The 24531-nt window shown below is 62.0% G+C and carries 28 protein-coding genes and 1 pseudogene; 18 read left to right on the top strand and 11 right to left on the bottom strand.

The window, feature by feature from the left end; translation table 11 throughout:
* Positions 1-25: 25 nt before the first annotated feature.
* Positions 26-595 (bottom strand): chorismate mutase, encoded by a 570-nt coding sequence (locus CAF80_RS14865; RefSeq protein WP_074688887.1) that lies wholly within the window; start codon positions 593-595, stop codon positions 26-28.
* A gap of 66 nt (positions 596-661) precedes the next feature.
* On the opposite strand from CAF80_RS14865, the gene CAF80_RS14860 reads away from it, so the two are divergent.
* From CAF80_RS14860 to CAF80_RS14845, 4 genes are all read left to right on the top strand, one after another.
* Complete coding sequence (locus tag CAF80_RS14860; RefSeq protein ID WP_039767343.1) at positions 662-988, top strand: low molecular weight protein tyrosine phosphatase family protein; 327 nt, start codon at positions 662-664, stop codon at positions 986-988.
* A 57-nt stretch (positions 989-1045) separates the two neighbouring features.
* Positions 1046-1606 (top strand): nucleotidyltransferase family protein, encoded by a 561-nt coding sequence (locus CAF80_RS14855; protein WP_074688885.1) that lies wholly within the window; start codon positions 1046-1048, stop codon positions 1604-1606.
* A gap of 115 nt (positions 1607-1721) precedes the next feature.
* Entirely contained in the window at positions 1722-3077 is a 1356-nt protein-coding gene (locus CAF80_RS14850) for an MATE family efflux transporter (protein ID WP_074688883.1), read from the top strand.
* 96 nt (positions 3078-3173) lie between these two features.
* Positions 3174-3731 (top strand): YceI family protein, encoded by a 558-nt coding sequence (locus CAF80_RS14845; protein ID WP_074688882.1) that lies wholly within the window; start codon positions 3174-3176, stop codon positions 3729-3731.
* A 6-nt stretch (positions 3732-3737) separates the two neighbouring features.
* On the opposite strand, the gene CAF80_RS14840 is transcribed toward CAF80_RS14845, so the two are convergent.
* A complete protein-coding gene (locus CAF80_RS14840; protein ID WP_039767335.1) occupies positions 3738-3965 on the bottom strand; it encodes a YXWGXW repeat-containing protein in 228 nt (75 codons plus the stop codon).
* 182 nt (positions 3966-4147) lie between these two features.
* Here CAF80_RS14840 and CAF80_RS14835 point away from each other — a divergent pair, with 182 nt between their 5' ends.
* Positions 4148-4834: a GNAT family N-acetyltransferase gene (locus CAF80_RS14835; protein WP_074688880.1), complete on the top strand. Its 687-nt coding sequence runs from the start codon at positions 4148-4150 to the stop codon at positions 4832-4834.
* A gap of 71 nt (positions 4835-4905) precedes the next feature.
* Here CAF80_RS14835 and CAF80_RS14830 read toward each other — a convergent pair whose 3' ends face one another.
* Positions 4906-5346 carry a hotdog fold domain-containing protein gene (locus tag CAF80_RS14830; RefSeq protein WP_074688879.1) on the bottom strand — a complete coding sequence of 147 codons (441 nt, stop codon included), beginning with the start codon at positions 5344-5346 and terminating at the stop codon, positions 4906-4908.
* 156 nt (positions 5347-5502) lie between these two features.
* Between CAF80_RS14830 and CAF80_RS14825 the strand changes: the two genes are divergently transcribed.
* Positions 5503-6129: a TetR/AcrR family transcriptional regulator gene (locus CAF80_RS14825; RefSeq protein ID WP_074688878.1), complete on the top strand. Its 627-nt coding sequence runs from the start codon at positions 5503-5505 to the stop codon at positions 6127-6129.
* A gap of 193 nt (positions 6130-6322) precedes the next feature.
* Here the strand turns inward: CAF80_RS14825 and CAF80_RS14820 are convergent, their stop codons facing one another.
* On the bottom strand, positions 6323-6955 hold the full coding sequence (locus CAF80_RS14820) for a TetR/AcrR family transcriptional regulator (RefSeq protein ID WP_039767324.1): 633 nt from the start codon (positions 6953-6955) through the stop codon (positions 6323-6325).
* A gap of 114 nt (positions 6956-7069) precedes the next feature.
* On the opposite strand from CAF80_RS14820, the gene CAF80_RS14815 reads away from it, so the two are divergent.
* Entirely contained in the window at positions 7070-7654 is a 585-nt protein-coding gene (locus tag CAF80_RS14815; protein ID WP_074688876.1) for an NAD(P)H-dependent oxidoreductase, read from the top strand.
* Between the two features lie 14 nt (positions 7655-7668).
* Here the strand turns inward: CAF80_RS14815 and CAF80_RS14810 are convergent, their stop codons facing one another.
* Positions 7669-8610, bottom strand: a complete 942-nt coding sequence (locus CAF80_RS14810) for a class I SAM-dependent methyltransferase (protein ID WP_074688874.1) — start codon at positions 8608-8610, stop codon at positions 7669-7671.
* A 188-nt stretch (positions 8611-8798) separates the two neighbouring features.
* On the opposite strand from CAF80_RS14810, the gene CAF80_RS14805 reads away from it, so the two are divergent.
* Positions 8799-9212 carry a response regulator gene (locus CAF80_RS14805; protein ID WP_074688872.1) on the top strand — a complete coding sequence of 138 codons (414 nt, stop codon included), beginning with the start codon at positions 8799-8801 and terminating at the stop codon, positions 9210-9212.
* Between the two features lie 63 nt (positions 9213-9275).
* The gene (locus CAF80_RS14800) at positions 9276-9944 is read left to right on the top strand and encodes an HAD family hydrolase (protein ID WP_074688870.1); all 669 of its coding nucleotides are present in this window, start codon (positions 9276-9278) and stop codon (positions 9942-9944) included.
* On the opposite strand, the gene CAF80_RS14795 is transcribed toward CAF80_RS14800, so the two are convergent.
* Complete coding sequence (locus CAF80_RS14795) at positions 9938-10597, bottom strand: isoprenylcysteine carboxylmethyltransferase family protein (RefSeq protein ID WP_074688868.1); 660 nt, start codon at positions 10595-10597, stop codon at positions 9938-9940. The two genes, CAF80_RS14800 and CAF80_RS14795, sit on opposite strands and share 7 nt — an antisense overlap.
* An 88-nt stretch (positions 10598-10685) precedes the next feature.
* Between CAF80_RS14795 and CAF80_RS29080 the strand changes: the two are divergent.
* Both CAF80_RS29080 and CAF80_RS14790 read left to right on the top strand, forming a co-directional pair.
* Positions 10686-10823: pseudogene (locus tag CAF80_RS29080) on the top strand (pyridoxal-5'-phosphate-dependent protein subunit beta); the annotation flags it as partial.
* Between the two features lie 108 nt (positions 10824-10931).
* Positions 10932-11531, top strand: a complete 600-nt coding sequence (locus CAF80_RS14790; protein ID WP_039767301.1) for a DinB family protein — start codon at positions 10932-10934, stop codon at positions 11529-11531.
* On the opposite strand, the gene CAF80_RS14785 is transcribed toward CAF80_RS14790, so the two are convergent.
* Both CAF80_RS14785 and CAF80_RS14780 read right to left on the bottom strand, forming a co-directional pair.
* Positions 11446-12372, bottom strand: a complete 927-nt coding sequence (locus tag CAF80_RS14785) for a LysR substrate-binding domain-containing protein (protein ID WP_039767299.1) — start codon at positions 12370-12372, stop codon at positions 11446-11448. The two genes, CAF80_RS14790 and CAF80_RS14785, sit on opposite strands and share 86 nt — an antisense overlap.
* A gap of 63 nt (positions 12373-12435) precedes the next feature.
* A complete protein-coding gene (locus CAF80_RS14780) occupies positions 12436-13329 on the bottom strand; it encodes a LysR substrate-binding domain-containing protein (protein ID WP_039767297.1) in 894 nt (297 codons plus the stop codon).
* A gap of 112 nt (positions 13330-13441) precedes the next feature.
* Here CAF80_RS14780 and CAF80_RS14775 point away from each other — a divergent pair, with 112 nt between their 5' ends.
* From CAF80_RS14775 to CAF80_RS14765, 3 genes are read left to right on the top strand one after another with little or no spacing between them, the layout of a single operon-like run.
* A complete protein-coding gene (locus CAF80_RS14775) occupies positions 13442-14464 on the top strand; it encodes an aldo/keto reductase (protein WP_074688866.1) in 1023 nt (340 codons plus the stop codon).
* Positions 14461-15258, top strand: coding sequence for an SDR family NAD(P)-dependent oxidoreductase (locus CAF80_RS14770; RefSeq protein ID WP_007952959.1), 798 nt, complete (start codon positions 14461-14463; stop codon positions 15256-15258). Before CAF80_RS14775 ends, CAF80_RS14770 begins: the two co-directional genes overlap by 4 nt.
* 25 nt (positions 15259-15283) lie before the next feature.
* Positions 15284-15694 carry an SRPBCC family protein gene (locus CAF80_RS14765; protein WP_064597619.1) on the top strand — a complete coding sequence of 137 codons (411 nt, stop codon included), beginning with the start codon at positions 15284-15286 and terminating at the stop codon, positions 15692-15694.
* Between the two features lie 127 nt (positions 15695-15821).
* Here CAF80_RS14765 and CAF80_RS14760 read toward each other — a convergent pair whose 3' ends face one another.
* Together CAF80_RS14760 and CAF80_RS14755 are read right to left on the bottom strand one after the other, a co-directional pair.
* A complete protein-coding gene (locus tag CAF80_RS14760) occupies positions 15822-17216 on the bottom strand; it encodes a HAMP domain-containing sensor histidine kinase (protein ID WP_074688864.1) in 1395 nt (464 codons plus the stop codon).
* Positions 17194-17877 carry a response regulator transcription factor gene (locus CAF80_RS14755; protein WP_007952956.1) on the bottom strand — a complete coding sequence of 228 codons (684 nt, stop codon included), beginning with the start codon at positions 17875-17877 and terminating at the stop codon, positions 17194-17196. Before CAF80_RS14755 ends, CAF80_RS14760 begins: the two co-directional genes overlap by 23 nt.
* Before the next feature lie 297 nt (positions 17878-18174).
* Here CAF80_RS14755 and CAF80_RS14750 point away from each other — a divergent pair, with 297 nt between their 5' ends.
* The 4 genes from CAF80_RS14750 (at position 18175) to hcnC (ending at position 22491) form a co-directional block, all read left to right on the top strand.
* On the top strand, positions 18175-19113 hold the full coding sequence (locus CAF80_RS14750; protein ID WP_085667552.1) for a hypothetical protein: 939 nt from the start codon (positions 18175-18177) through the stop codon (positions 19111-19113).
* A gap of 405 nt (positions 19114-19518) precedes the next feature.
* On the top strand, positions 19519-19833 hold the full coding sequence (hcnA, locus tag CAF80_RS14740; protein ID WP_039767680.1) for a cyanide-forming glycine dehydrogenase subunit HcnA: 315 nt from the start codon (positions 19519-19521) through the stop codon (positions 19831-19833).
* On the top strand, positions 19830-21239 hold the full coding sequence (gene hcnB / locus CAF80_RS14735; RefSeq protein ID WP_085667553.1) for a cyanide-forming glycine dehydrogenase subunit HcnB: 1410 nt from the start codon (positions 19830-19832) through the stop codon (positions 21237-21239). The genes hcnA and hcnB overlap by 4 nt, the downstream gene beginning before the upstream one ends.
* A complete protein-coding gene (gene hcnC, locus CAF80_RS14730) occupies positions 21232-22491 on the top strand; it encodes a cyanide-forming glycine dehydrogenase subunit HcnC (RefSeq protein WP_085667554.1) in 1260 nt (419 codons plus the stop codon). The genes hcnB and hcnC overlap by 8 nt, the downstream gene beginning before the upstream one ends.
* 182 nt (positions 22492-22673) lie before the next feature.
* Here the strand turns inward: hcnC and CAF80_RS14725 are convergent, their stop codons facing one another.
* Positions 22674-24482 carry a monovalent cation:proton antiporter-2 (CPA2) family protein gene (locus tag CAF80_RS14725; protein ID WP_074688856.1) on the bottom strand — a complete coding sequence of 603 codons (1809 nt, stop codon included), beginning with the start codon at positions 24480-24482 and terminating at the stop codon, positions 22674-22676.
* Positions 24483-24531 lie beyond the last annotated feature (49 nt).

The following is a 24531-nucleotide window of genomic DNA, read 5'->3' as shown; positions in this document are numbered from 1 at the left end:
TCGGATGGGCTAGCCTGAAAGCCGACTAGCGCGCCAGCGGCCGAATGCACAGCTCTCCGGTGGCGCGGGTCAGGGCCAGATCATGCAGCGCATCGCGGGTCAGACCGGTGCGTGCCTTGGCCAGCCACACCGGGCAGTTCGGATCTTGACGGTAGGGTGTGAAGTCGGCGTATTGCTGCAGCAGACGGGTTTGCAACTCGTCCAGGCGTGGGCGAATCTGCTTGCCCAGATCCGGGCGCGGCGTGTCCGGCGCGGCACCGGCCGCTTGCCATTGTGCGAGCAAACCGTATTGCACCAGTTTGTTGGCCTCCATTTGCGCGGCGATCAGTTGCGCGACGTCTTCCGGGTCGAGCTTGCGTTCGGTGGCCAGTTTGCGGGCGTTGTCGATCACCTGCGCCTCACGGGGGCTGTCCTGGATCGGCTTGCCGCTGTCCCATTTGGTCAGGGCGACGAGGTCGCCGATGTTCAGGCGTTCGTTCAGGGTTGCCACTAAAGGTTGCAAGGATTCGGGTACGGCACCCGTTGTGGCGGCTTGCGTGGTGTTAGTGACCAGTACCAGGAGCGTGCAGGCGAGCAGGCGTGGAGAGTGAAGCATGATAAATTCTCGAACTTTGTAGAGTTGGAAGAGCGTCATGGTCGAGTATTGGCATGGAGTCAGCCGGTGTTGAAAGTACTTTTTATTTGTAGCCAGAATCGTTTGCGCAGTCCGACCGCCGAACAACGGTTCGATGATTGGCCCGGCGTGGAAACTGCGTCGGCGGGTACCGATCGCGAGGCGGATGTCCCGGTCAGCCCTGAACTGCTGCATTGGGCTGACCTGATTTGTGTGATGGAGCCAGCCCATCGCAAAAAACTTTCCAGTCGATTCCGCTCGGCGCTGGCGAACAAGCACGTTGTTTGTCTGCACATACCGGATGAGTACGAGTATATGGATCCTGAGCTGATCAAATTACTGGAAGAGAGCGTTATTCGGTATTTACCCGCTTGAATTTCAGTTCAGGCACCCATGCATACCGAGCTTCGTCATGACGACCGCAGAAACCCAATGATGCTAAAAGCCAATCTTCATGCACTCATGGCAAGTGATCGCGCACGCATGCAAATTCTTGAGATTGTAAGAGGATTGCAGTTGCGTGATTGCTGGGTCGCCGCCGGATTCGTACGTAGTCTGGTCTGGGATCATCTTCATGGGCGGGCGTTCTCTGCGTTGCCTTCTGATGTAGACGTCATTTGGTACGACTCGGATGACGCAAGTCCAGAGCGTGACGCGCAGTTGGAGTCATTGCTAATGACGCTGGACAGCAGCATAAGTTGGTCGGTCAAGAATCAGGCAAGAATGCATCAGCGTAACGCAGATCAGCCCTATGCTTGTGCAACCGAAGCAATGATGTTCTGGCCTGAGACGGCCACAGCCATAGGCGTCAGACTTGGTGCCAACGGCGTTATTGAAATAGCTGCACCCTTGGGCCTGCAGGATCTGTTTTCCCTCGTTGTCCGCCCTACGAGCAGGTTCCTCGCCGAGAAGCATTCGATCTATCTGGAGCGTGTCCGCGCCAAATCCTGGCATCTTGATTGGCCGCTTTTGCAGATCATGATTGAACGATGAACTCAGCTTCGTCCGCTTTTAATCAGACAGAAAAACCTTCACCGCTATTACCTCCGACAAGTCTCAAAACATCTAGCGTAATATCCAGGCAATCCTCCACCCGAGACGGACCTCAATGCAAACCCCCGCTCAATCCCCCCTCTGGAAAACCTACCTGCTGTTCCTGGCCCCGATGGTGCTGTCGAACTTCCTGCAATCGATGTCGGGCACGGTCAACAGCATCTACATCGGCCAGATGCTCGGTACGCAGGCGCTGGCGGCGGTGTCGGGGATGTTTCCGATCATTTTTTTCTTTATCGCGCTGGTCATCGGCCTGGGTGCCGGGGCAGGGGTGTTGATCGGTCAGGCGTGGGGCGCGCGTGAGTCGCACATGGTCAAGGCGATTGCCGGGGCGACGCTGTTGCTGGGGGTATTGATCGGGCTGGTGGCGGCGGTGCTGGGCAGTGTGTTTGCGCGTCAGGCCTTGCAGGGTTTGGGCACGCCGGCGGATGTGCTGGACGATGCGGTGGCCTATGCCCGGGTGATGATGTGGACCTTGCCGTTTGTGCTGGTGTACGTGCTGTTCACCCAGTTGTTACGCGGGGTGAGCGACACACTGTCGCCGATGTTGGCGCTGCTGCTGTCGACCGTTGTCGGGCTGGCGCTGACTCCGGCGTTCATTCGCGGCTGGATCGGCTTGCCGCAACTGGGCATCCAGAGCGCGGCGGTTGCAGGTCTGGCCGGTACGCTGGCGTCGATGGCGTGGCTGTCATGGAGCCTGATTCGCAAGGGCCATCCGCTGGCGCCGGATCGTGAGTTCTTCGCGGCGCTGCGACTGGACGGCGCAATTCTCGGCAAGGTGTTGCGTATCGGCCTGCCGACCGGGGTGCAGATGATTGTGCTGTCGCTGTCGGAGCTGGTGATTCTGGCGCTGGTCAACCAGCACGGCTCGCAGGCGACAGCGGCGTATGGCGCGGTGACGCAGATCGTCAACTACGTGCAGTTCCCGGCGCTGTCGATTGCGATCACCGCGTCGATCCTCGGCGCTCAGGCGATCGGTGCCGGGCGGTTGGAGCGAATGGGCCCGATCCTGCGCACCGGGTTGTGGATCAACGTGTGCCTGACCGGCGGCTTGATCCTGTCGGGTTACCTGTTGTCGCACTGGTTGCTGGGGCTGTTCCTGACCGAAGACTCGACCCGGGCGATGGCCGAGCACCTGTTGCACATCATGTTGTGGAGCCTGTTGATCTTCGGTTTCCAGGCGATCATCGGCGGCATCATGCGCGCCAGCGGCACGGTGCTGGTGCCGGTGGGCGTGGCGATCATCTGTGTGCTCGGTGTGCAGTTGCCGGCGGCCTACTGGCTGGACGGGCAGTTCGGTCTGCAGGGTGTGTGGATGGCGTTTCCGATCGCGTATCTGGGGATGCTGGTGCTGCAGACGCTGTATTACACACGGGTCTGGCAGCATCAGAAGATCGAGCGACTGGTGTGACGGGCCGGGCGGGCCTTGGTGGGCCTTGGCGGGGCTGGCGCAAGTGCCGGATGTTTGCTTAAGTCATTCGAGCCCCATCGGGCGCCGGAGCATTGCATGTCGATTCGATTGTTGTGGGCTGCCGCGTGTTGCCTGATCGTCGTCCCTGCTGCGCAGGCGGTGGAGTACACCCGGGTCAACACCACCGCCAGCCAGATCAGTTTCACCTACAACCAGATGGGCTCGCGGATGTACGGCACGTTCGGCAAGTTCGATGCGACGCTGGATTTCGACAGCGACAATCTCGCCAATGCCCGCACCACGCTGCACATCGACCTGACCAGCATCGACGCCGGCAGTGAGGACGCCAACACCGAGCTGGTGAAACCGGCATGGTTCGACACCGAGAAATTCCCGGTGGCTGTGTTCGAATCGACCCGCTTCAGCCCGGCCGGCGACAACCGTTATCTGGTCGACGGCCATCTCACGCTCAAAGGCATCACCCGTGAGGTGCAGGTGCCGGTGCAACTCAAACCCGACAGCAGCATCGGCATTTTTGACGGCGAACTGGTGCTCAAGCGCGACCAGTTCGGGCTCGGTGCAGGGGAGTGGGCGGACACCGTGGTGTCCAAGGACATCGACATCAAGTTCAAGGTCGTTGCCCCCGCGCAGTGACCGGCCTCAGTACGCTCGCCAATGCCCTGGCATCCAACGCCATTGGTTGCCGGCCCAGCGGTAATGCCCGGCGACCCAGTGATAACCCGGCGCAGGCATGACCGGAACCACCTCAACGATCGGTGGTGGCCGATGCGGGCGAACCGGTTCGACGACACAGCCCGACAGGGTGATCGCTACCAGCGCGGCAGCGAGCAAGGATTTGATGGTTTTCGCGGAACGCAGAACGTTCATGGCAACTCCTCAAGGCGTGCGTCGGGAATGAACGCAGCTGAAAAATTGGACGCCAAATCGGCGAAAGATCCGTTCTCGGGCAGATGAAATTTTTGTCAGGCGTGCACAAGGTATGATGTCGCGGTTCGCCGGTCGCTCAACTCGCCCGGCAACCTGTGTTTTACCGTTGGAGTCCGCCCGCCATGCCCCGCATCACCCACTACAAATCCCCATGCCCCGAAGGCGTCAGCAGCCAGATCCTGCAGATGGTGGTCGACTATCTCACCGACATCAGCGCCATCGGGCTGGGTCCGAGTAACCTGCTGTACAACGTTTATCAGTACGCGGTCGGCTACGAGGTGCATCTGTATCTGGAGGCGTTGAACGGCGAGAAGGGCACCGAGGTGGAATTGCTGGTGGCCACCGACGACGATGATCCGGAGCAGGTGATCGGCTTCCTGTTGTATCTGCCAGTGCAGGGTGATTGGGAGGCGTGCAACGTGGCCTATCTGGCGGTGCGCGAGGGGCATCGGCGTCAGGGCGTGGCCCGTTCGTTGATCGCGGACATGGTGGCGCGTTACCCCCATGCCGAACTGACCTGCAGCGTCGGCAAGGTGCCGTATTTCGAAGCGCTGGGTTTCGAGGTGCTGGGCCAGCTCGAAACGCAGGTGCTGATGAGCACTCGGCATTACCGCAGCAACGGGTTGCGCGGGTTTATCGACACGACGCCGATCTACCGTTCGCTGGAAGTGCAGCAGATCCACACCTACCTGCTGCAAAAGCACGGCAAGCGAGCGATGCTCGATGCCGAGAAACAGCGCGATCGGCATCTGGATCAGGTCACCCGCCGCACCGAAGAATTTGTTCGTCAGCGCCTGACCGTTCACTGATCCCTTCTCTTTGAAACGACGAAAGCCCTTGTTGCGATCAGCGCAGCAAGGGCTTTTTTGTGCCGGTGATTTCAGGGCAGTTTCACGTTCATGGTGATTCGCGCCGTGAACACTTTCTTGCCTTCGGCGTCGTGAACATCCACTGGGACGATCTTGTCGCCTTCGGTCTGCCAGTCCAGCCCTTCGCCATTGGCCACGGCGGTCACGTCGGTCTTGGCCTTGGCCAGGTATTCGACGGTCATGCCCTTGGGAATCCAGCGTGCGCCGGCGGGAATCGACACGTCGGTCATCATCCCGGCTGCCAGTTCAGCGGCGTTGCACAGGGCGATGGCGTGGACGGTGCCGAGGTGGTTGGTGATCTCGCGGCGAAACGGCACCTGCACCTGCGCGGAACCTGCCCGCAACTCGGTGACCAGTGGGTTGATGGTGCTGAAATAGGGAGCGACCTGGCAGGCCATCTGGCTGAACGCCTGGGAACCGACACTGTTGAACATGCTGAGAAACTGACTCATGGGTGGAGCCTCGCGGTTAGGGGATATACAGAATCATGTTCCGTAACAGAATATTGTTCTGTAACGGAACGGTATTCTGTCTGCGGGAAATCTGTCAACCTGTGCGCGTTTCGATCACCGGCACGGACGTGCCCTTTACCCGGATTTTCAAGGCCCATGGACACCGCAGATCTTCTCGAACGCAGCTACCCCGGCCGCCGCGCCGAACTCAAGCGCGACATCTTTCGCAAGGCCCTGCGCCTGTTCAACGAGCAGGGCATCGAGGCCACCACCATCGAAATGATCCGCGCCGAATGCGACACCAGCGTCGGGGCGATCTACCACCACTTCGGCAACAAGGAAGGGCTGGTGGCCGCGCTGTTCTTCACTGCGCTGGAGGACCAGGCGCGCCTGCGCGATGCCTATCTGGCCGACGCGACGACCACCGAAGAGGGCGTGCAGGCGCTGGTCTACAGCTACGTGGATTGGGTCGAGAACCAGCCGGAGTGGGCGCGGTTCCAGTATCACGCGCGCTATGCCGTGACCCGGGGCCCGCACAAGGACGAACTGGCCGAGCGCAACAAGACCCGCAACCTCGGCTTGCGTACCTGGCTGAGCGAGTCCGGGCGCGCGGCTGAACTCAACGAGTGCCCGGCCGAGTTGTTGCCGTCGCTGATCGTCGGTCAGGCCGACAGCTATTGCCGCGCGTGGTTGTCCGGGCGAGTGCAAGGCAGTCCGAAGGCCTATCGCGAATTGCTGGCTCAGGCCGCGTGGCGTTCGATCCGCCGTGAACCCGAACGCTGATTTTCCGAGACAAAAAAAGAGCCTCAAGACTCTTTGATGGGGAGGAAGTAGAGCCCGCGAGGCTCAAGATGCGCATGAAGCCAGGTGCAGGCTTGATTGGGGTTCAGAGCACCCGCACCTACGCAACGGCTTGGCGGACCAAGCGACTGCGTAGTTCCATCGTAGGAAGGTGGGGGGATGCGCTCAAGTACCGTCAGTCACCTGCCAGGATGGCGCGGGCGGCGGCTCTTTCGACCATCGCAATGATGGTTGCCAGCAGCTCGTCACGGGCCTGTTCGGCGCTGATTTCGTTGGTGGCGGCGGCTTGCGACAGGGCTTCGGCGGCGCCGAGCATGGCACGTAATCCTGCCTGACCGATCTCTGCGCCGTCAGCGAAAGGCGACAGCACGTTGCGGCATTTCTCCAGAAAGATCGCCTCGTATTCGCGCTTGATCTTCTCCAGTTCCGGCGTGCTCGCCAAAGCGGCGATCACTCCCGGAATCTCGTTGCCCTGGGTCAGCACGCAATCGACATACGCCGTGGCAATCACCGTCGCAATGCCGTTCAAGGTTGCTTCGGCGTTGGCCAGCGCGGCGTCCATCAGCGCCGTCTGGCGTCGGTCGAAATCCTGATACAGCGCCGCGAGCAGGCCGGCGCGGGTGGTGAAATGGTCGTAGACCACCGGTTTGGTCACGCCGGCCTTTTCCGCCAGATAACCGAGGGTCAGGGCATCGGTGCCTTCTTCGCGAATCAGTTGCCAGGCCATGTCGAGCAACTGGCGCTGGCGATCTTCCCGGGACAGGCGTCGACGGGGTTGTGTGTGTTCGGGGATTTCAGTGGTTGACATTGCTTATATACCAAACGTAACTTACTGAAGGTAACTTGCTAGTAGTAGCTTACCAATCGTAGCTTTTCGCAAGGGTAAGCCCTTGGTCAGCAATCACCAACCGGAGATTTCCCCATGCACGCATTGATTGTTGTAGATCACGATGATCCACGTTCGCTGACCCGCGCGTTGGCGCAACAGATTGCCAAAGGCCTGTCGGAAAGCGATCCATCCAGCACCTTCGAAATCGCCGACCTGCACGCCGAAGAATTCGACCCACGCTTTGGCGTGGCCGACTGGGCAGTGCATCACCGCGAATCCGCCCCACCCGCTGATGTACTGGCCGAGCAGGCACGCATCGACCGCGCCGACGTGCTGGTGCTGGTCTATCCGGTGTTCTGGTGGTCGATGCCCGCTTTGCTCAAAGGCTGGATCGACCGGGTATTCAGCAATGGCTGGGCGTACGATTTCGACGGCGACAAGACGCTGAAAAAACTCGGACGATTGCGCGTACACCTGGTCGGACTCGGCGGAGCGGATGTGCGCACTTACGAGCGCCACGGCTACGGCGCGGCGATGAAGACGCAGATCGATCACGGCATTTTCGACTACTGCGGGGCGACAGTGGCGGGCTCGGCGTTGTTGCTGGAGTCCGAGTCGAGCGATCCTGCGGTGCAGCTGCAGGCGGCGCGCGAAATGGGCCTCGGACTATTCCGCTGAAACCGGCGAGGAAGTTATTCAGTGCGCTTGAAGACTAGCGCCTTCAGACCGCTTTCCGGGTCGATATCCGGAAACTCCGGTGGATTCTCCAACCGCTGCTCGAAGCGCAGGCTCGGTGCCTCTTGGGTCACACCATCAATCAGGAAGTCCGAACCGAACGAAGGATCGTTCATGCACGCCAGCACCGCGCCCTGCGCCGTGAGCAATTCCGGCAGACGACGCAGCACGCGCTGGTAATCCTTGGTCAGCAGAAAACTGCCTTTCTGGAACGACGGCGGGTCGATGATCACAAGGTCATACGGGCCGCTGTTGATCACCTTGCCCCAGGACTTGAACAGGTCGTGGCCGAGGAAACTCACCTTGCTCAGATCATGCCCGTTCAACCGGTGATTGTCGCGGCCCCGGCTCAGCGCGGCGCGGGACATGTCGAGGTTGACCACATGGCTGGCGCCGCCCTCGATGGCCGCCACCGAAAAACCGCAGGTGTAGGCGAACAGGTTCAGCACCCGTTTGCCCGCCGCCTGTTCGCGCACCCAGTTGCGCCCGTAACGCATGTCGAGGAACAGCCCGGCGTTCTGCTTGCGGCCCAGATCTACGCGGTATTTCAGGCCGCCCTCGACGATGGTCATTTCGTCGATTTCTTCACCCAACAGCCATTCAGCGGTGCTCTGCGGCAGGTAACGATGCTGGATCAGCAGAGTGTGGGCACCGGACTGCTGCCATGGCGCCGAAGCGGTGATTTCCAGCAACAGACGCTTGAGGTCTTCCAGCTGCGAAGTCTCGGGCTCCTTGAACAACGACACCAGCACCACGCCTTGCAGCCAGTCCACGGTGACTTGCTCCAGCCCCGGCCAGCAACGCCCACGCCCATGGAACAGGCGCCGGGTTTCGGCCGGGGCCGACGTCAGCGCGTTGAGCAGGTGGGTATGGAGAATGGCGAGGGCTTGAGGGTTCATCAATCAGGATCGGCCAGCAAAAGGGCGCGCATTTTAACCGCAATAACGCGTCGGTGACTGCCCGTCGAACGGGTGTTATCGAAAAGAGCTGTATCAAAAATGAATTTCTGTAGAAGGCGCTGCTCATACCAGATAAGCAGCGGGATCAAGCCGCTAAATCGTTCATGCAATTCAGGGAGTGCCAGTTCATGTGTCCAATTTCGACGTCGAGCGCGCACCTTCCTGGCGGATTGATTCTGGTAGTTGAGGACGATCCGTTGATTCTGGAGTTTCTGTGCGAAATTCTTCAGGAGGAAGGTTTCAAGGTCGAGCCGCAGAACAGTGCCGATGCGGCCTCGCAATATCTGGAAGAGCACGCGCCGGAAGTGGCGCTGCTGCTTACCGACATCACCATGCCCGGCACCCTTAACGGCGCGGACCTGGCCAATCTGGTCGGCGATCGCTGGCCGGACAAACCGGTGATGGTCATGTCCGGTTATGAAACGCCGGAAACCTCAGGGGTGAAACATCCGGTAGCGTTTATCAAGAAGCCTTGGGCAATCGGCCAGTTGCTCGATTGCGTGGACAGTGCGTTCAAATCCAGGGCGCCGCGTCTGCACTGAAGCGTCCTGCAAGTGCTACATTGCCGGGCATCGTTGCCCGGCCCCTTGCGAGGAAGTGATCTTTTGTCAGCTCACGAGACTGTTTTCAACCGCGCGTTCGGCGCGTTCCTGTTCGACATGGACGGCACCGTCCTCAACTCCATCGCCGCCGCCGAGCGGATCTGGTCCGCCTGGGCCGTGCGGCACGGGGTGAACGTCGAAACGTTCCTGCCGACCATCCATGGCGTGCGCGCCATCGACACCATCACGCGTTTGAACCTGCCGGGCGTGGACGCCGAGGCGCAAGCGGCGTTCATCACCAAGGCGGAAATCGAAGACGTCGAAGGCATTGTCGAAATCCCCGGTGCAGCGGCATTTCTCAAGTCGTTGCCGGCGGATCGCTGGGCCATGGTGACCTCGGCGCCACGGGATCTGGCGTTGCGGCGGATGACGGCGGCGGGGATTCCTGAACCGGCGGTGATGATCACCGCTGAAGACGTGAGCGCCGGCAAACCGGATCCGGCCGGTTATCGACTGGCGGCCAAACGCCTGGGCCTGGAACCGGCGGACTGCCTGATTTTCGAAGACGCCACCGTCGGCATCCAGGCCGCTGAAGCCGCCGGCGCGCCGTTGATGATCATCACCACCACTCACCAGCATCCGCTTGAAACCACCCACGCGACCATCGCCAGTTACCGCGACATTGCGCTGAGCATCGACAGCGACGGCCAGCTGCGCCTGCAACCTCAATAAACCCCGGGCACCAGTCGCCAGCTGCGCGCGCAATAAGCGTCGTATTCGGCGCCGAACTGCGCACGCAGCAGGGCCTCTTCGGCGTGGATGCGGGCGATCAGCGGGATCAGCGTCAGCGCCGCCAGCAGCAGGCCGACCACCGAACGAAACGCCAGCGCCCAGCCGATCGCATTGATCACCAGCCCCAGATAACTGGGGTTACGCAAATGTCGATAGATGCCGTCGGTAACCAATCGGTGCCCCGGCTGAATCGCCACCAGCCCGCTGAACCGATGACCCAACACAAACACCGGCCATAAACGCAATCCGCCGCCGACGATAAACAACAGCGCTCCCAGCCAACGGGTGCCTTCGCGGCCGATGGTCCAAAAGCCGATGCGGTCGCAGTAAGCCGGCAGAAAGGCACTGACCAATCCGATTACGGCGAACGCCGGAATCACCCAGCGATTGGCCCGGTCCTCGCGCTCGCCGGTGCTCAGATTCACTTCCGTGAACAGCGACGCCACCACCATGGCCAGCGTGGCCAGGGCCACCACGACCAATGCGCCGTGAGAAAAAAACACCGCCACGCCACCGATGCCCCACATCGCCAGGCCCAGATAGGCGAGGGTGGCGAGCACGGCGACCACGGTCATTTGCGCAGACATTTTCATAGGCACCTCACGGGCTGTTCCGTTCAGTGTAGATCCCGGCACGATCCCCGGCGTTTAGCCGCTGGCAACGGCGTATGGAGGATCAACGGCGTGCGGGATTTCACTGGAGGTGGCGTATCTTGACCTCCCGGCGCTGGCGGGGGCACGGGATGTGGTGATCATTGTTTGTGGCGGGGTAAGTATCAGTGCGCAACTGGTGACGGGGTGGGCGCGGTTGGGGGCTTGAGCGCAAGCGGAAGGTATTCACCTTCGACCAATAGTCAGCACCACCGCCATTCCCGCGAGAGAGGTCTATCCTAGGCGAAGCCCTTTTTCGTGCCTACGGTGACCCGCGATGATCAATCTGGCCACGGCCCATCTGCTCACGGACTACAAGACCTGGGCCAATCAGCGTCTGTTCGACAGCCTGCAAGCGCTGCCGGCGGGGGAGACGACGAGGGAGCGCAAGACGGTTTTCAAAAACATGATCGGTACGCTGAACCACATCTACGTGGTCGACCGGATCTGGCAGGCGCACCTCGAAGGGCGCGAGCACGGTTTCACGACGTCCCATGATCTGGTGCACGCCGACCTCGGCGAGTTGCGCCAGGCCCAGCAGGAAGTCGATGGCTGGTATCGCACCTGGAGCGCGCAGCAGACCGAAGCCTCGCTGAACCGCTCGATCGATTTCAAATTTGTTTCCGGCGATGGCGGCACCATGAACGCCGGGGCGATCCTGATGCACGTGATCAACCACAACAACTACCACCGTGGCTGGGTGGTGCAGATGTATTTCGAGATCCCGCAGATGCCGCCGATGACCGACCTGCCGGTGTACCTGCGCGAGGTCGATCCGGGGTTCAAGCCGATCAGTGCGCCTGTGGCGGAAGCGGCGCCGACATGTGATGGGCAATCAGCGAGCGCAACCAGCGTTCCGCCGGATCGTTGTCGTTGACCCCGTTCCAGACCATCGACAGCTCCGAAGGCACGATGTCGAACGGCGGGTCGTCGGCGCGCAGCACGCTGCTGCCTTCGACCAGCGCACAAGCGGCGAAATCCGGCACGGTGGCGAGCATGTCGGTGCCGGCCAGAATCGCCCGCAGCGGAGCGAATTGCGGCACTGCCAGCACGACACGACGTGCACGGTTGATTCGCGCCAGATCGCTGTCGATGGCACCGCCCAGATCGCCGGAAAACGACACCAGCGCATGGGGCCGTTCGCAGTAGTCGTCGAGGGTCAGCGCGCCGGGACGATCATCGCCGCGCAGGATCTTGCAGCGCAGGTCCCGCAGTTTTTTGCGTTTGGCATTGGCCGGCAGCTCAGTGGTGTAACTGACGCCGACGGAAATCTCCCCGGACGCCAGCATCGACGACATCAGCAGGAAATTAACCCGGCGGATGACGACCACCACGTCCGGCGCTTCCTCGCGCAATTGCTTGAGCAGCGGCGGCAGCAGGCCGAACTCGGCATCGTCCGACAGACCGATGCGAAACACGTCGCGGCTGCTCAGCGGGTCGAAATCCTTGGCCCGGCTGACCGCGCCGGAAATGGTGTCCATCGCCGGCTGCAATTCCTTGAGGATCGCCAGCGCCCGCTGGGTCGGCTCCAGCACGCGACCGTTGCGCACCAGCAACGGGTCGTCGAATAGGTCGCGCAGTTTCGCCAGTGACGCACTGACGGCGGGCTGGCCGAGGAACAGCTTTTCCCCGGCGCGGGTCAGGTTCTTTTCGAACATCAGGGTTTCGAAAATCACCAACAGATTCATGTCCACGCGACGCAGGTCATTGCGGTTCATGCCGGAAGACTCGCTGGTTTTTTGAGTCTTTTCAGTAAAGCAGCAAAGTCTTGCGCTGTCGGGTCACTGGGCGGGATCGACGCCGGTCAATACCTTGCGAAACGTTTCCACCAGCGGCCGCAGGTTGATCCGGTGCCAAGCCGCCCACAACGGCGTGGTAAACGCCAGCCACGGCACTTCCCGCAGCACCACGCCCGGCGGTGCGTTGTGGCTCAGGCCTTTCTGGATCATCGCGATCCCCAGACCCGAAGCGACCAGCCCCAGCGCGGTAAACGGCTCGGTGGCCTGCATCCGCACATCCGGGGTGAAGCCTGCACGGATGCAGGCGCTGACGAACTCATCGTCAGCGCCTTGGCGTGGCTGCACGCCGATCCATTCCTGATCGGCCAGATCCGCCGGGGTCAGCGATGCCAGTTGGTTCAGCGGGTGATGTTCGGGCAGCGCCAGCAACATCGGGTCGTCCAGCACCTGGAAGCCCAGCAGGTCAGGGTCGTCGATCGTCGGCGGCTCACTGACCAGCGCGATATCGAGGCTACGCTGACGCAGGCCTTCCAGTTGTTCGGCAGAACTCAGGTTGTACAGCGCGACATGCACGTTAGGCCGGTCGACCCGCAGTACGCGCAAGGCATTGGGCAAAACCCCGGCGTGCATCGCGTTCTCGATGTAGCCGATGCACAGGCCGCCTTCTTCGCCACGGCCCAGGCGTTTGCCGAGGGATTCCAGGCGATTGGCGTGGGTCAGCAGGGCGCGGGTTTCGGCGAGAAAGGTCTGGCCGTCGCGGGTCAGGCGTATGCGCTGCTGGCTGCGTTCGAACAGGGTCAGGCCCAGGCGTTCTTCGAGCTGGGCGATCTGTCGGCTCAGGGGCGACTGGGAAATGTGCAGGCGCTCGGCGGCGCGGCCGACGTGTTCTTCCTCGGCGACGGCGACGAAGTAGCGCAATTGGCGGATGTCGATCATGTCAGACCTTCAAGGACTCAAGTACTGCGGATTATGTCTTGGACGGTCTGAGTGGCGCAATCTAGGATCTGCTCAACGGTCAACACCGACCACGAACTACGAGGACAGCATCATGAGCTTGAAAGACAAACTCCCCGGCCAACTCGGCTTCGGCACCGCGCCACTGGGCAACATGTTCCGCGCCATTCCTGAAGAGGAAGCCCAAGCCACCGTGCACGCAGCGTGGGATGCCGGCGTGCGTTACTTCGACACCGCGCCGTTCTATGGCTCGGGCCTGTCGGAAATTCGCCTCGGCGAAGCACTGTCCCGCTACAAGCGCGACGACTATGTGCTGAGCACCAAGGTTGGCCGGGTGATTCTCGATGAAGTCGAAGACGCCGCCGCCCGGGATCTGGGCGAGAAAAGCGGGGTGTTCGAACACGGCCGCCCGAACAAGATCGTCAACGACTACAGCGCCGACGCCACCTTGCGTTCGATCGAAGACAGCCTCAAACGTCTGAAAACCGATCGCCTCGACATCGTCTGGGTCCACGACATCGCTCAGGATTTCTACGGCGATCAATGGCTCGAGTACTTCAATCAGGCCCGCACCGGCGCCTTTAAAGTCCTGACCCGTCTGCGTGAAGAAGGTGTGATCAAGGGTTGGGGCCTGGGCGTGAACAAGGTCGAGCCGTGCGAGTTGACGCTGGACCTGACCGAGGCGCAGCCTGACGGCTTCCTGTTGGCCGGCCGCTACACCTTGCTCGACCACGATCGCGCCTTGCAGCGTTTGATGGATTCGGCACGGGCGCAGAACGTTGAAATCGTGGTCGGCGGCCCCTACAGCTCGGGGATCCTGGTCGGCGGCGCGCACTTCGAATACCAGAAGGCCAGCCCTGAGATCGTGGCGAAGGTCGAGCAGATCAAACGCATCGCCGCGGCCCATGGCGTGGATGTCAAAGCGGCTGCATTACAATTCTCGCTGGCCAATCCGGCCGTGGCAGCCGTGATTCCCGGCGCGAGCAAGCCGGGGCGCATCGCTGAAGATGTGGCGGCGTTGTCGGCGGTCATTCCGGCCGGTTTCTGGCAGGCCATGCGTGAAGCGAAACTGGTGTCCGAACGAGCACCATTACCCATCGACGAGGTGAAAGCATGAAGATCGATCTGAGCGGAAAACTGGCGATTGTCAGCGGCAGCACGGCGGGCATCGGTTTGGGCATCAGCCAGTCACTGGCCGAGGCGGGCGCCACGGTGGTGGTGATCGGTCGCGACGCGGCCAAGGTCGAGCAGGCGCTGGCAAGCATTCGAGACAAAGTGCCGGGCGCGCAACTGCGCGGTCTGACGGCGGATCTGGGCACGGCCGAAGGCGCGCAGAAACTGTTCGCCGCTGAACCGAAAGCCGACATCCTGGTGAACAACCTCGGCATCTACAACGCCGTGGATTTCTTCGATGCGCCGGACGATGAGTGGACGCGCTTCTACGAAATCAACGTGATCTCCGGCGTTCGCCTGTCGCGGCATTACGTACCGGCGATGGTCGAACAGGGCTGGGGCCGGGTGATCTTCCTGTCTTCGGAATCCGGCGTGGCCACTCCGGCCGACATGATCAACTACGGCGTGACCAAAAGCGCCAACCTCGCGGTGTCCCATGGCCTGGCTAAACGTCTGGCTGGCACCGGGGTTACGGTTAATGCGATTTTGCCCGGGCCGACCTTCACCGACGGTGTCGAGGAAATGCTCAAGGATGCTGCCGCCGAATCTGGCCGCAGCCTGCGGGACGAGGCTGACGCCTTTGTGCGCCGGGCCCGTCCGAGCTCGATCATCCAGCGCGTGGCGGATGTCGAAGAGGTCGCGCACCTGGTCACCTACATCGCTTCACCGCTGTCCTCGGCCACCACCGGCGCCGCTTTGCGGGTCGACGGCGGCGTGGTCGACAGCCTGACTATCTGAATTCATTGAGAGAGACTTTTTATTTATGGCAACAGCATCAGCAACGATCGACATCCCGGCTTCGGCCGATCAGGTCTGGCAATTGATTGGCGGCTTCAACACCCTGCCGGACTGGCTGCCGTTCATTCCCAACAGCGAACTGAGCGAAGGCGGGCGCGTGCGCACTTTGCAAACCGCTGACGGCGGGGTGGTGGTCGAGCGTCTTGAGACGTTCGATAACGCGGGCAAAACCTACAGCTATTCGATTCTGCAGGCACCGTTTCCGGCCACCGATTATCTGGCGACGATTCGCGTTGAAGCCCAGGGGCAGGGCGCGAAGGTAACGTGGTCGGGACGCTTCACGGCCAAGGGCGTGAGCGATGAGGAAGTGGTGGCGTTGTTCAGCGGGATCTATCAGGGCGGCCTGGAAGCGCTGCGCGCCAACTATCCCGCCTGAGTTTGTTCACTGATCGTTCCCACGCTCTGCGTGGGAATGCAGCCCGGGACGCTCCGCGTCCCTTCCGGAGCTGGAACGCGGAGCGTCCCTTGAGGCATTCCCACGCAGAGCGTGGGAACGATCTATCTCAAGACTGTGAAATCAGGCTCTGCCGACAATCCAGCACCAGCTTCGCCCCGCCCAGATCGCTGCGTCCCACCTCAAGGCTGAACCCGTGCAGGTTGACGATTGCCGCAACGATCGACAGCCCCAGGCCAAAGCCGTTCTGCGGTTGCCCGCCCTCGGCGCGATAAAAGCGCTGGAACACCGCCTCCCGTTCGGATTCGGGAATACCGGGGCCGGAGTCATGCACCTCGATCCGCGTATGCCCCGCATCATTGACCCCGCGCAACACCACCGTGCCACCGGCCGGGGTGAACTTGATCGAATTGCTCAACAGGTTCGCCAGCGCTTCAAACAGCAACGCCCGATCACCGTTCAGCATCGGCAGGGTTTCCGGCATGTTCAGTTCGAAACGCAACTCGTCGTCTTCGGCCAGCGGCAAATAGAACTCGTGCAGTTCCTGCAGCAACAACACCGGATCGAGTTCGACAAAACCCGAGCGCCGCTGACGATCCTCCAGTTCGGAAATCCTCAATAAACCGCGAAACCGCGCCATCAGCGTATCGGCCTCGGCCAGCACCAGATCCAGTTGCGCCGCTTCCGGCGAACCTTCGCCGGCCTGTTGCTGCATGCGATACAACTGCGCGCGCAACCGGGTCAACGGGGTGCGCAGGTCATGGGCGATGTTGTCGCACACGCCTTTGACTTCGTTCATCAAGCGCTCGATGCGATCAAGCATGGCGTTGACGATGGCGGCGAGCATGTCCAGTTCATCGCGGCGATTGGACAGCGGCAAGCGGTGGGTCAGGTCGCCGGCGACGATCGACTGGGCACTGTCCTGGATCGCCCGGATCCGCCGCAACGGCCGCCGACGCAGCAGATGCCAGCCAATGATCCCCGGCACAATCGTCAGCGACACACCCCAGAGCAAGGCATGCAGAATGATCTTCGTCACCGCGAACAGCGAGCCGTTGTCGCGCAACAACACCAGCCAGCGGCCGTCGCGGGTCGGGGTGGCGACTGCGTCGCAGCTGTCGGCGGGCAGGGTCGGGTCGTCGGAGTCGGCGCATTCGCTGAGCATATGGATCTTGCCGTCCAGCGGCAGGCCCTCGGGGATCCTCTGCAACGCGCCGCCGAGGTAGCGATGCTGAGCGTCGAACAGACCGTAGGCGTCGATGCCGCGAATGTCGAAGGTCATGCTGGCGGCGAGCGCGTCTTCCAGCTGATCGCCGCGAAAGTGCGAAAACAGATGCTGACGTTGCATCAGCGAATGCTTGGCCAGGTTGTCGAGGTAACCGGACACCTCGAAATACATGACCCCCATCAGGATCGCGCTCCAGGCCACGAACAACGAACTGTACAGCGCCAGCAAGCGACTGCTGGAAGAACGCCAACCGTCAGACGGGTTCGGCAATGACATAACCCGAGCCTCGCACCGTACGGATCAGCGGGACATTGCCCGGCGGGTCGATCTTCTTGCGCAGGCGGCCGATGTGCACGTCGATCAGGTTGGTGCCAGGGTCGAAGTGATAGCCCCAGACCTCCTCGAAAATCATCATCCGCGACAGGATCTGGCCGCTGTTGCGCATCAGGAATTCCAGCAGCTTGTACTCGGTCGGCAACAGCGTCAGCACCTGCTCGGCGCGGCGGGCTTCGTGGCTGATCAGGTCGAGTTGCAGATCCGCCACCTGCAACGTGGTCGGTTGTGCGCCGTTGCTGTTCTGGCGACGCAGCAATACTTCGACCCGGGCGGCCATTTCATCGGTGGCGAACGGTTTGGTCAGGTAGTCATCGCCGCCGGCGCGCAAGCCACGCACGCGCTCGTCGACGTCGGAGAGGGCGCTGATCATCAGGATCGGCGTGGCCACGCCCATGGTCCGCAGCGTGGTGACGATGGCCAGGCCATCGAGCTCCGGCAGCATACGGTCGAGGGTGATCAGGTCGTAGTTGCCGCTGACGGCGCGGTCCAGGCCTTCACGGCCGTTGTCGACCCAGTCCACGTCGAGGCCGTGGCTGCTCAGTTCGGCGACAATTTCCCGGGCGGTCACGGCGTCGTCTTCGATGGTGAGGATGCGAGTCATGGTGGGCCTGCTGGTCTGTTCAAACGCAATGGCAGCATTTTGCCAAGATTTTGCGCCTGCGCTTTAAATTAACTTTCATGTTGTTGCGGATACAAACGCTACGGCCGGGCTTTCGTGCCAATGCATAAAACCCGCTGTTATTGAGCTGTTGTTGCAAATTGCATGGTCCTGGGAAGTTCAGAGTTTTTAACTGATTGAATTAAAACGATTTATTTAATGTTGGCGACTGGCACGGTCACTGCAATTCATCTGATGACGAGTTGTAACACCATTTTTCATGCCTGGAGCACTACAACAATGAATAGATCCTCTGATGGGTTTTATCCTGCCTACGAAGGAGAGTCGAGCAACGTCTCGGGCGTGTCCTGGGGCGCGATCTTCGCCGGGGCGGCCGCGGCGGCGGCGCTGTCGCTGATTCTGGTGCTGCTGGGTTTCGGTCTGGGCTTCTCCGCCGTTTCACCGTGGGCCGGGGAGGGCGTCAGCGCCAAAGGCCTGGGCATTTCAACGATCATCTGGCTGGCCGCCACGCAAATCATCGCCTCGGGTCTCGGTGGCTACATCGCCGGTCGCCTTCGGGTGAAATGGGCCAACATGCACGGTGACGAAGTGTACTTCCGCGACACCGCCCATGGCTTCCTCGCCTGGTGCGTGGCCACGCTGGTCACCGCGACGCTGGTGGTCGGTTCGGTCAGCAGCATCGTCAGCGGTGGCGTGCAGGCCGGTGCAAGTGTCGCCGGTGGTGCGGCCAGCGCCATGACACAAGCAGCCGGCACCGCAGCGGCCAACACTGACAGCGATCAGTACGGCTACTTCGTCGACAGCCTGTTCCGCGACGATCGTCCCGCCGCCGTCAGCGATGACGCCGCCCGTGGCACCGTGACCCGGATCTTCGCCCAAAGCCTGGCCAACGGTCAGCTCAGCGCCGAAGACCGTACCTACCTCGCCCAACTGGTCGCCCAGCGTACCAACCTGACCCAGGCCGACGCCGAACGTCGGGTCGATGAAATCTACGCCCGCACCCAGAAGGCAATCGCTGACGCCAAGGTTAAAGCGCAACAAGCCGCCGACACCGCCGCCAAAGTCGCTGCCTGGACTTCGCTGTGGATGTTCATCGCGTTGCTGGCCGGTGCGTTCTTCGCCAGCCTCTCGGCCACCTTCGGCGGTCGCCGCCGGGATGCGGTCGAGTACGTCGAAGTCGAAACCTACACCACGACCACGCTGCCGCCAGTCCGTTAATCAAGGAGACTCACCATGCGCTCACTACTGCTGTTTTTCCTCGGCGTACCGATCCCGATCATCATCCTGATCGCCCTGTTCGTGCACTGATTCCTTGAGGCACATGCCTTGGCCGCTTCCACCTTCGGGTTGAAGCGGCTTTTTGCTTTCTGCGCGGGGCCGAAGGCGCAGAACCGACCAGTCATTTCCATGGCCTGGATCAATATTCGTCGGCGCAATATCCCCTACCGTGAAATTTCCAGGCCCTTGTCGCTGGATCGACTACATTGCTTGCGCGCACTTTGCTGCGCGAGCGGAACCAACCTGCCGGCCCGATAGAGAGATAACACCCGACGTGCCGGCGAGGTGTAGTGCAGCAAGGAGCTGTTTCAACCTCACCTGAACTTTTCACGGATGATCATTGCAATGCACTGCCTAGAAAGAACCTTCGATATCCAGCCTTTGACGCAGGCGGATATGACTGTCCACATCAACGGCCAGCCGGTCAGCGCCGCCATCGGCGAAACCGTGCTCAGCGTCATTCAGTCCCTCGGCGTGCGCCAGGTCGCGCGCAACGATCACAACCAGATCAGCGGTGCCTATTGCGGCATGGGCGTGTGCCAGTGCTGCCTGGTGAAAATCAACGGTCGGCACAAGCGCCGCGCCTGCCAGACCGTAGTGCGCGACGGCATGCTGATCGAGACCCAGGTCAATCGTATTCACGGGCAGGAGGTGGTATGAGCCTGCATCCGGTGATCGTGGGCGGTGGCCCGGCGGGCATGGCGGCGGCCATCGAACTGGCCCGGCACGGGGTGCGCTGCACCTTGCTTGAAGAAGCTTCGCGCCTGGGTGGCGTGGTCTATCGCGGGCCGCTGCGTGACGGCGTGCAGCTGGATTACCTGGGGCCGCGCTATGCCGAGGTGCTGGGCAAACTGCACGGTGATTTTCAGGAGCAGTCCGGGCTGATCGACGTGCGCCTCAACCACCGCGTGGTCGGCGCCGAAGGCACGCGCTCGCTGGTGGTGCTGGACGGCGACGAGCGTCTGCACGAAATCGAATACCCGCAGTTGCTGCTGGCCGCCGGTTGCCATGAACGCAGCGTGCCGTTTCCAGGCTGGACGCTGCCCGGCGTGATCATGCTCGGCGGCCTGCAATTGCAGATCAAAAGCGGCGTGGTCAAACCGCAGGGGCCGGTGGTGATCGCCGGTACCGGGCCGCTGTTGCCGCTGGTGGCGACTCAGTTGCATGCGTCTGGCGTGAGCGTGGCGGGTGTCTACGAGGCCTGCGCGTTCGGCAAGATCGCCAAGGAAAGTCTGGCACTGCTGAACAAGCCGCAACTGTTCCTCGATGGCTTGAGCATGCTCGCTTATCTGAAACTGCATGGCATCCCGATGAACTACGGCTGGGGCGTGGTCGAAGCGCACGGCGAAGGCGAACTGAAAAGCGTCAGCGTGGCGCCGTACTCGGCAACGTGGGAGCCGGACATGAGTCGCGTCGAACGCTTCGAGGCGAAGACGCTGGCGGTCGGTTACGGCTTCATTCCGCGTACCCAACTGAGTCAGCAGATGGGCCTGGATCACGGCTTCAGCGACGACGGCTACCTGCGCGCCAACGCCAACATCTGGCAGCAAAGCAGCGAGCCCCACGTACACCTGGCCGGTGACATGGGCGGGATTCGTGGTGGTGAAGCGGCGATGCTGGCCGGCAAGATCGCGGCGACCTCGATCCTGCTGCAACGCGGTGTGCTCGAAGAGGAACTGGCGCGCGTCCGTCGCGACCGTTATCTGGGCAAACTCAAAGCCATCGTGCGCTTCCGCGCGGCGGTGGATCGCTACACCGAACGCGGCGTCGGGCAGACCGCATTGCCGGCCGCCGACACGGTGATCTGCCGCTGCGAACACGCGACCCGCGCCGACATCGACCGCGCGCTGGAGCAGGGCGTGCAAGACATCGCCAGCCTGAAAATGCGCACTCGCGTGAGCATGGGCGACTGCCAGGGTCGGATGTGCGTCGGCTATTGCAGCGACCGTTTGCGGCAGGCCACCGGGCGCCAGGATGTCGGCTGGCTGCGGCCGCGTTTCCCGATCGATCCGATTCCTTTTTCCGCGTTCCAGTCCCTCGGCACGGAGGCCGTTTCCCATGAGTAAGTTCTATGACGTGGTCATTGCTGGCGGCGGTGTGATCGGCGCGTCCATCGCCTACCAATTGTCCAAGCGCAAAGGCCTCAAGGTCGCGCTGATCGACGCCAAGCGTCCGGGCAACGCGACCCGTGCCTCCGCCGGCGGCTTGTGGGCCATCGGCGAGTCGGTGGGGCTGGGCTGCGGGGTGATTTTCTTCCGCATGATGTCGGCCAACCGCAAGCGCGAAACCCAGGGCGCGGCGGTGGCAGTGGACGCCAGCACGCCGCACATTCTGCCGCCGTCGTTCTTCGATTTCGCCTTGCAGTCCAATGCGTTGTACCCGGCGTTGCACCGCGAACTGCGCGACAACCACGGGATGGATTTCAAGTTCGAAAAGACCGGGCTCAAGTTCGTGATTTATGACGATGAAGACCGCTTGTACGCCGAGCACATCGTCGGCTGCATTCCGCACCTGGCCGATCAGGTACGCTGGCTGGATCAGGCGGCATTGCGCGAGTCAGAGCCGAGCGTCAGCCATGAAGCGCGCGGGGCGCTGGAGTTTCTCTGCGACCACCAGGTCAGCCCGTTCCGCCTGGCCGACGCCTACACCGAAGGCGCCCGGCAGAATGGCGTGGACATGTTCGTCAACACCAACATCTCCGGCGTGTTGCATCACGGCACGCGGGTGACCGGGGTGCAGACGGCTGAAGCCGGGGTGTTCCACTGCAAAACCCTGATCAACGCCGCCGGCGCCTGGGCAGCGGACTTGAGCGAGTGGGCCACGGGCATCCGGATTCCGGTGAAACCGGTGAAAGGCCAGATTCTGCTGACCGAGCGCCTGCCGAAAATCCTCAACGGATGCCTGACCACCAGCGATTGCTACATGGCGCAGAAGGACAACGGCGAAATCCTGATCGGCAGCACCACCGAGGACAAAGGCTTCGACGTCACCACCACCTGGCCGGAAATCGCCGGGCTGGTGCAGGGCGCCGTCCGTTGCCTGCCGGAACTGGCGGACATCAACCTCAAGCGTACCTGGGCCGGATTGCGGCCGGGTTCGCCGGACGAGTTGCCGATTCTCGGGCCGATGGCCGGGGTAGAGGGGTATCTCAACGCCTGCGGGCATTTCCGTACCGGGGTGCTGACGTCGGCGATCACCGGGGTGTTGCTGGACAAACTGGTCAACGATGAACCGCTGCCGCTGGACATCACGCCGTTTCTGGCGGACCGGTTTGAAGTGGCGCCGGCCAAAGAAGAGAGGGAGCTGGAGATAGCCTGAGCCTGCTAGCTCCCACGAGATCGTTCCCACGCTCCGCGTGGGAATGCCTCAAGGGACGCTCCGCGTTCCAGCTCTGGAAGGGACGCGGAGCGTCCCGGGCTGCATTCCCACGCGGACGGTTCGACGCCTCGACGTGGGAACGATCAGGGTCAGGCGGTCGGGCGCGCGCAGTGTGCGAGAACTCAGGACTTGCCCGATTGTTCTTCCAGTTGATCCGACTCGAACAACCGGGCCAGTTCCGCCCGCGCTTCCTGCGCGGTCTGCAGGACTTTGGCCGCGTCGTCGTACACCGCGTGTTGAGCTTCCAGCACCTGTTCATCATGGTGCTTGAAGCGCTTGATCCGCGCATCGGCCTGGGCCTGGGTCAAGCCAAGGCCGACCAAGGTACGGCGGCTCATTTCCAGACTTGAGTAATAGGTCTCCCGGATCGGATCGGCCCCCACATCCACCAACCGATGAACATGCTGCCGGTTACGCGCCCGGGCGATGATTTTCATGTGCGGGTAGAGCTTGCGCACGATCTCGGCGGTCTTGATGTTGGTTTCCGGATCGTCCGTGGCAATCACGAAATACTCCGCTTCCCCGGCCTTGGCAGCACTGAGGATTTCCGGACGCATCGGGTCACCGTAGAACACCGGCACGCCACCGAAACTGCGCGACAGTTCGATAGTCTCCACCGAGGTGTCCAGCGCCACGAACTTGATGTTCTGCGCCCGCAGGATCCGCGCCACGATCTGGCCCATCCGGCCCATGCCGGCGATCACCACCCGTGGGGTTTCGGTCTCGATCTGGCGGAATTTCTCCGGCACTTCCACCGGCTGCACCTTCGGGCTGACCAGTCGTGCGCAGACCAACAGCAACAGCGGCGTGACCGCCATCGACAGGGTAATGGTCAGCACCAGCAGGTCGTACAGACGCGGTTCGAACAGGCCCTGATCGCGACCGATCTTGAACACCACGAAAGCAAATTCACCGCCCGCCGCCAGCACGATGCCGAGGCGAATCGCGCTGACCTTGTTCAACCCGCCGGCCAGACGCCCGACCACAAACAACAGCGGCAACTTCAGGGCGATCAGCAGCAGCGTCAGCCCCAGCACCGTGATCGGCGCGCTGAGCAGCAGGCTGAGGTTGGCGCCCATGCCGACGCTGATGAAAAACAGCCCCAGCAGCAGGCCCTTGAACGGCTCGATCTGCGCTTCCAGCTCATGGCGATATTCCGAATCCGCCAGCAGCAGGCCCGCGAGAAACGCGCCCAGCGCCATCGACACACCAACCATGTCCATCAGCCACGCCGTGCCTATCACCACCAGCAACGCGGTGGCGGTGGAGACTTCCGGCAGACCGGTTTTCGCCACGATGCGAAACACTGGACGCAACAGATAACGTCCGCCGATCACCACCACCGCGATGCCGCCGAGCACCTGCAAACTGTGGCGCACGTCGTCGGCGGTGCTGGTGTGGTGATCGACCCCCGCGAGCATCGGCACCAGGGCGATCAGCGGGATCGCGGCGATGTCCTGGAACAGCAGAATCGCAAACGCCAGGCGACCGTGGGGGCTGGTCAGTTCCTTGCGCTCGGCGAGGCTTTGCAACCCGAACGCGGTGGACGACAGCGCCAGACCCAGGCCCAAGACAATCGCGCTGTTCAACGGCTGACCGAACACCGACAGCGCCAGTACGCCAATCACCGAACCGGTCAGCAGCACCTGCGCCAGACCCACGCCGAATACCGATTTGCGCATCACCCACAAGCGTCGCGGCGACAACTCCAGACCGATGATGAACAACAGCAGCACCACGCCCAGTTCCGAGATATGGCTGACGCTCTGCGGATTGCCGATCAGGCCCAGCACCGACGGGCCGATGATCACCCCGGCAAACAGATAACCGAGCACCGCGCCCAGTTGCAGGCGCTTGGCCAGGGGAACGGTAAGCACGGCGGCCAGAAGAAAGACGACAGCGGCTTGTAACAGATTGCCTTCATGGGGCATGAGCGGAACTCCAGTAACGCGGTACGGCGGGGGGCGACAAGGATAAAGG

This window comes from Pseudomonas sp. B34(2017) (genome assembly GCF_002112915.1).
GTDB lineage: Bacteria > Pseudomonadota > Gammaproteobacteria > Pseudomonadales > Pseudomonadaceae > Aquipseudomonas > Aquipseudomonas pharyngis.
This window is presented reverse-complemented; position numbering and strand designations above follow the sequence as displayed.

Excerpts from the sequence above, each read along its gene's own strand:
- CAF80_RS14770 (WP_007952959.1), top strand. The coding sequence starts at position 14,461 with ATGAAGATCGATCTGAGCGGAAAACTGGCGATTGTCAGCGGCAGCACG.
- CAF80_RS14750 (WP_085667552.1), top strand. The coding sequence starts at position 18,175 with ATGAATAGATCCTCTGATGGGTTTTATCCTGCCTACGAAGGAGAGTCG.
- CAF80_RS14825 (WP_074688878.1), top strand. The coding sequence starts at position 5,503 with ATGGACACCGCAGATCTTCTCGAACGCAGCTACCCCGGCCGCCGCGCC.
- CAF80_RS14830 (WP_074688879.1), bottom strand. The coding sequence starts at position 5,346 with ATGAGTCAGTTTCTCAGCATGTTCAACAGTGTCGGTTCCCAGGCGTTC.
- CAF80_RS14725 (WP_074688856.1), bottom strand. The coding sequence starts at position 24,482 with ATGCCCCATGAAGGCAATCTGTTACAAGCCGCTGTCGTCTTTCTTCTG.
- CAF80_RS14840 (WP_039767335.1), bottom strand. The coding sequence starts at position 3,965 with ATGAACGTTCTGCGTTCCGCGAAAACCATCAAATCCTTGCTCGCTGCC.
- hcnA (WP_039767680.1), top strand. The coding sequence starts at position 19,519 with ATGCACTGCCTAGAAAGAACCTTCGATATCCAGCCTTTGACGCAGGCG.
- hcnB (WP_085667553.1), top strand. The coding sequence starts at position 19,830 with ATGAGCCTGCATCCGGTGATCGTGGGCGGTGGCCCGGCGGGCATGGCG.
- CAF80_RS14805 (WP_074688872.1), top strand. The coding sequence starts at position 8,799 with ATGTGTCCAATTTCGACGTCGAGCGCGCACCTTCCTGGCGGATTGATT.
- CAF80_RS14820 (WP_039767324.1), bottom strand. The coding sequence starts at position 6,955 with ATGTCAACCACTGAAATCCCCGAACACACACAACCCCGTCGACGCCTG.
- hcnC (WP_085667554.1), top strand. The coding sequence starts at position 21,232 with ATGAGTAAGTTCTATGACGTGGTCATTGCTGGCGGCGGTGTGATCGGC.
- CAF80_RS14780 (WP_039767297.1), bottom strand. The coding sequence starts at position 13,329 with ATGATCGACATCCGCCAATTGCGCTACTTCGTCGCCGTCGCCGAGGAA.
- CAF80_RS14810 (WP_074688874.1), bottom strand. The coding sequence starts at position 8,610 with ATGAACCCTCAAGCCCTCGCCATTCTCCATACCCACCTGCTCAACGCG.
- CAF80_RS14835 (WP_074688880.1), top strand. The coding sequence starts at position 4,148 with ATGCCCCGCATCACCCACTACAAATCCCCATGCCCCGAAGGCGTCAGC.
- CAF80_RS14850 (WP_074688883.1), top strand. The coding sequence starts at position 1,722 with ATGCAAACCCCCGCTCAATCCCCCCTCTGGAAAACCTACCTGCTGTTC.
- CAF80_RS14815 (WP_074688876.1), top strand. The coding sequence starts at position 7,070 with ATGCACGCATTGATTGTTGTAGATCACGATGATCCACGTTCGCTGACC.
- CAF80_RS14760 (WP_074688864.1), bottom strand. The coding sequence starts at position 17,216 with ATGTCATTGCCGAACCCGTCTGACGGTTGGCGTTCTTCCAGCAGTCGC.
- CAF80_RS14785 (WP_039767299.1), bottom strand. The coding sequence starts at position 12,372 with ATGAACCGCAATGACCTGCGTCGCGTGGACATGAATCTGTTGGTGATT.
- CAF80_RS14795 (WP_074688868.1), bottom strand. The coding sequence starts at position 10,597 with ATGAAAATGTCTGCGCAAATGACCGTGGTCGCCGTGCTCGCCACCCTC.
- CAF80_RS14765 (WP_064597619.1), top strand. The coding sequence starts at position 15,284 with ATGGCAACAGCATCAGCAACGATCGACATCCCGGCTTCGGCCGATCAG.
- CAF80_RS14790 (WP_039767301.1), top strand. The coding sequence starts at position 10,932 with ATGATCAATCTGGCCACGGCCCATCTGCTCACGGACTACAAGACCTGG.
- CAF80_RS14775 (WP_074688866.1), top strand. The coding sequence starts at position 13,442 with ATGAGCTTGAAAGACAAACTCCCCGGCCAACTCGGCTTCGGCACCGCG.
- CAF80_RS14755 (WP_007952956.1), bottom strand. The coding sequence starts at position 17,877 with ATGACTCGCATCCTCACCATCGAAGACGACGCCGTGACCGCCCGGGAA.
- CAF80_RS14865 (WP_074688887.1), bottom strand. The coding sequence starts at position 595 with ATGCTTCACTCTCCACGCCTGCTCGCCTGCACGCTCCTGGTACTGGTC.
- CAF80_RS14855 (WP_074688885.1), top strand. The coding sequence starts at position 1,046 with ATGATGCTAAAAGCCAATCTTCATGCACTCATGGCAAGTGATCGCGCA.
- CAF80_RS14845 (WP_074688882.1), top strand. The coding sequence starts at position 3,174 with ATGTCGATTCGATTGTTGTGGGCTGCCGCGTGTTGCCTGATCGTCGTC.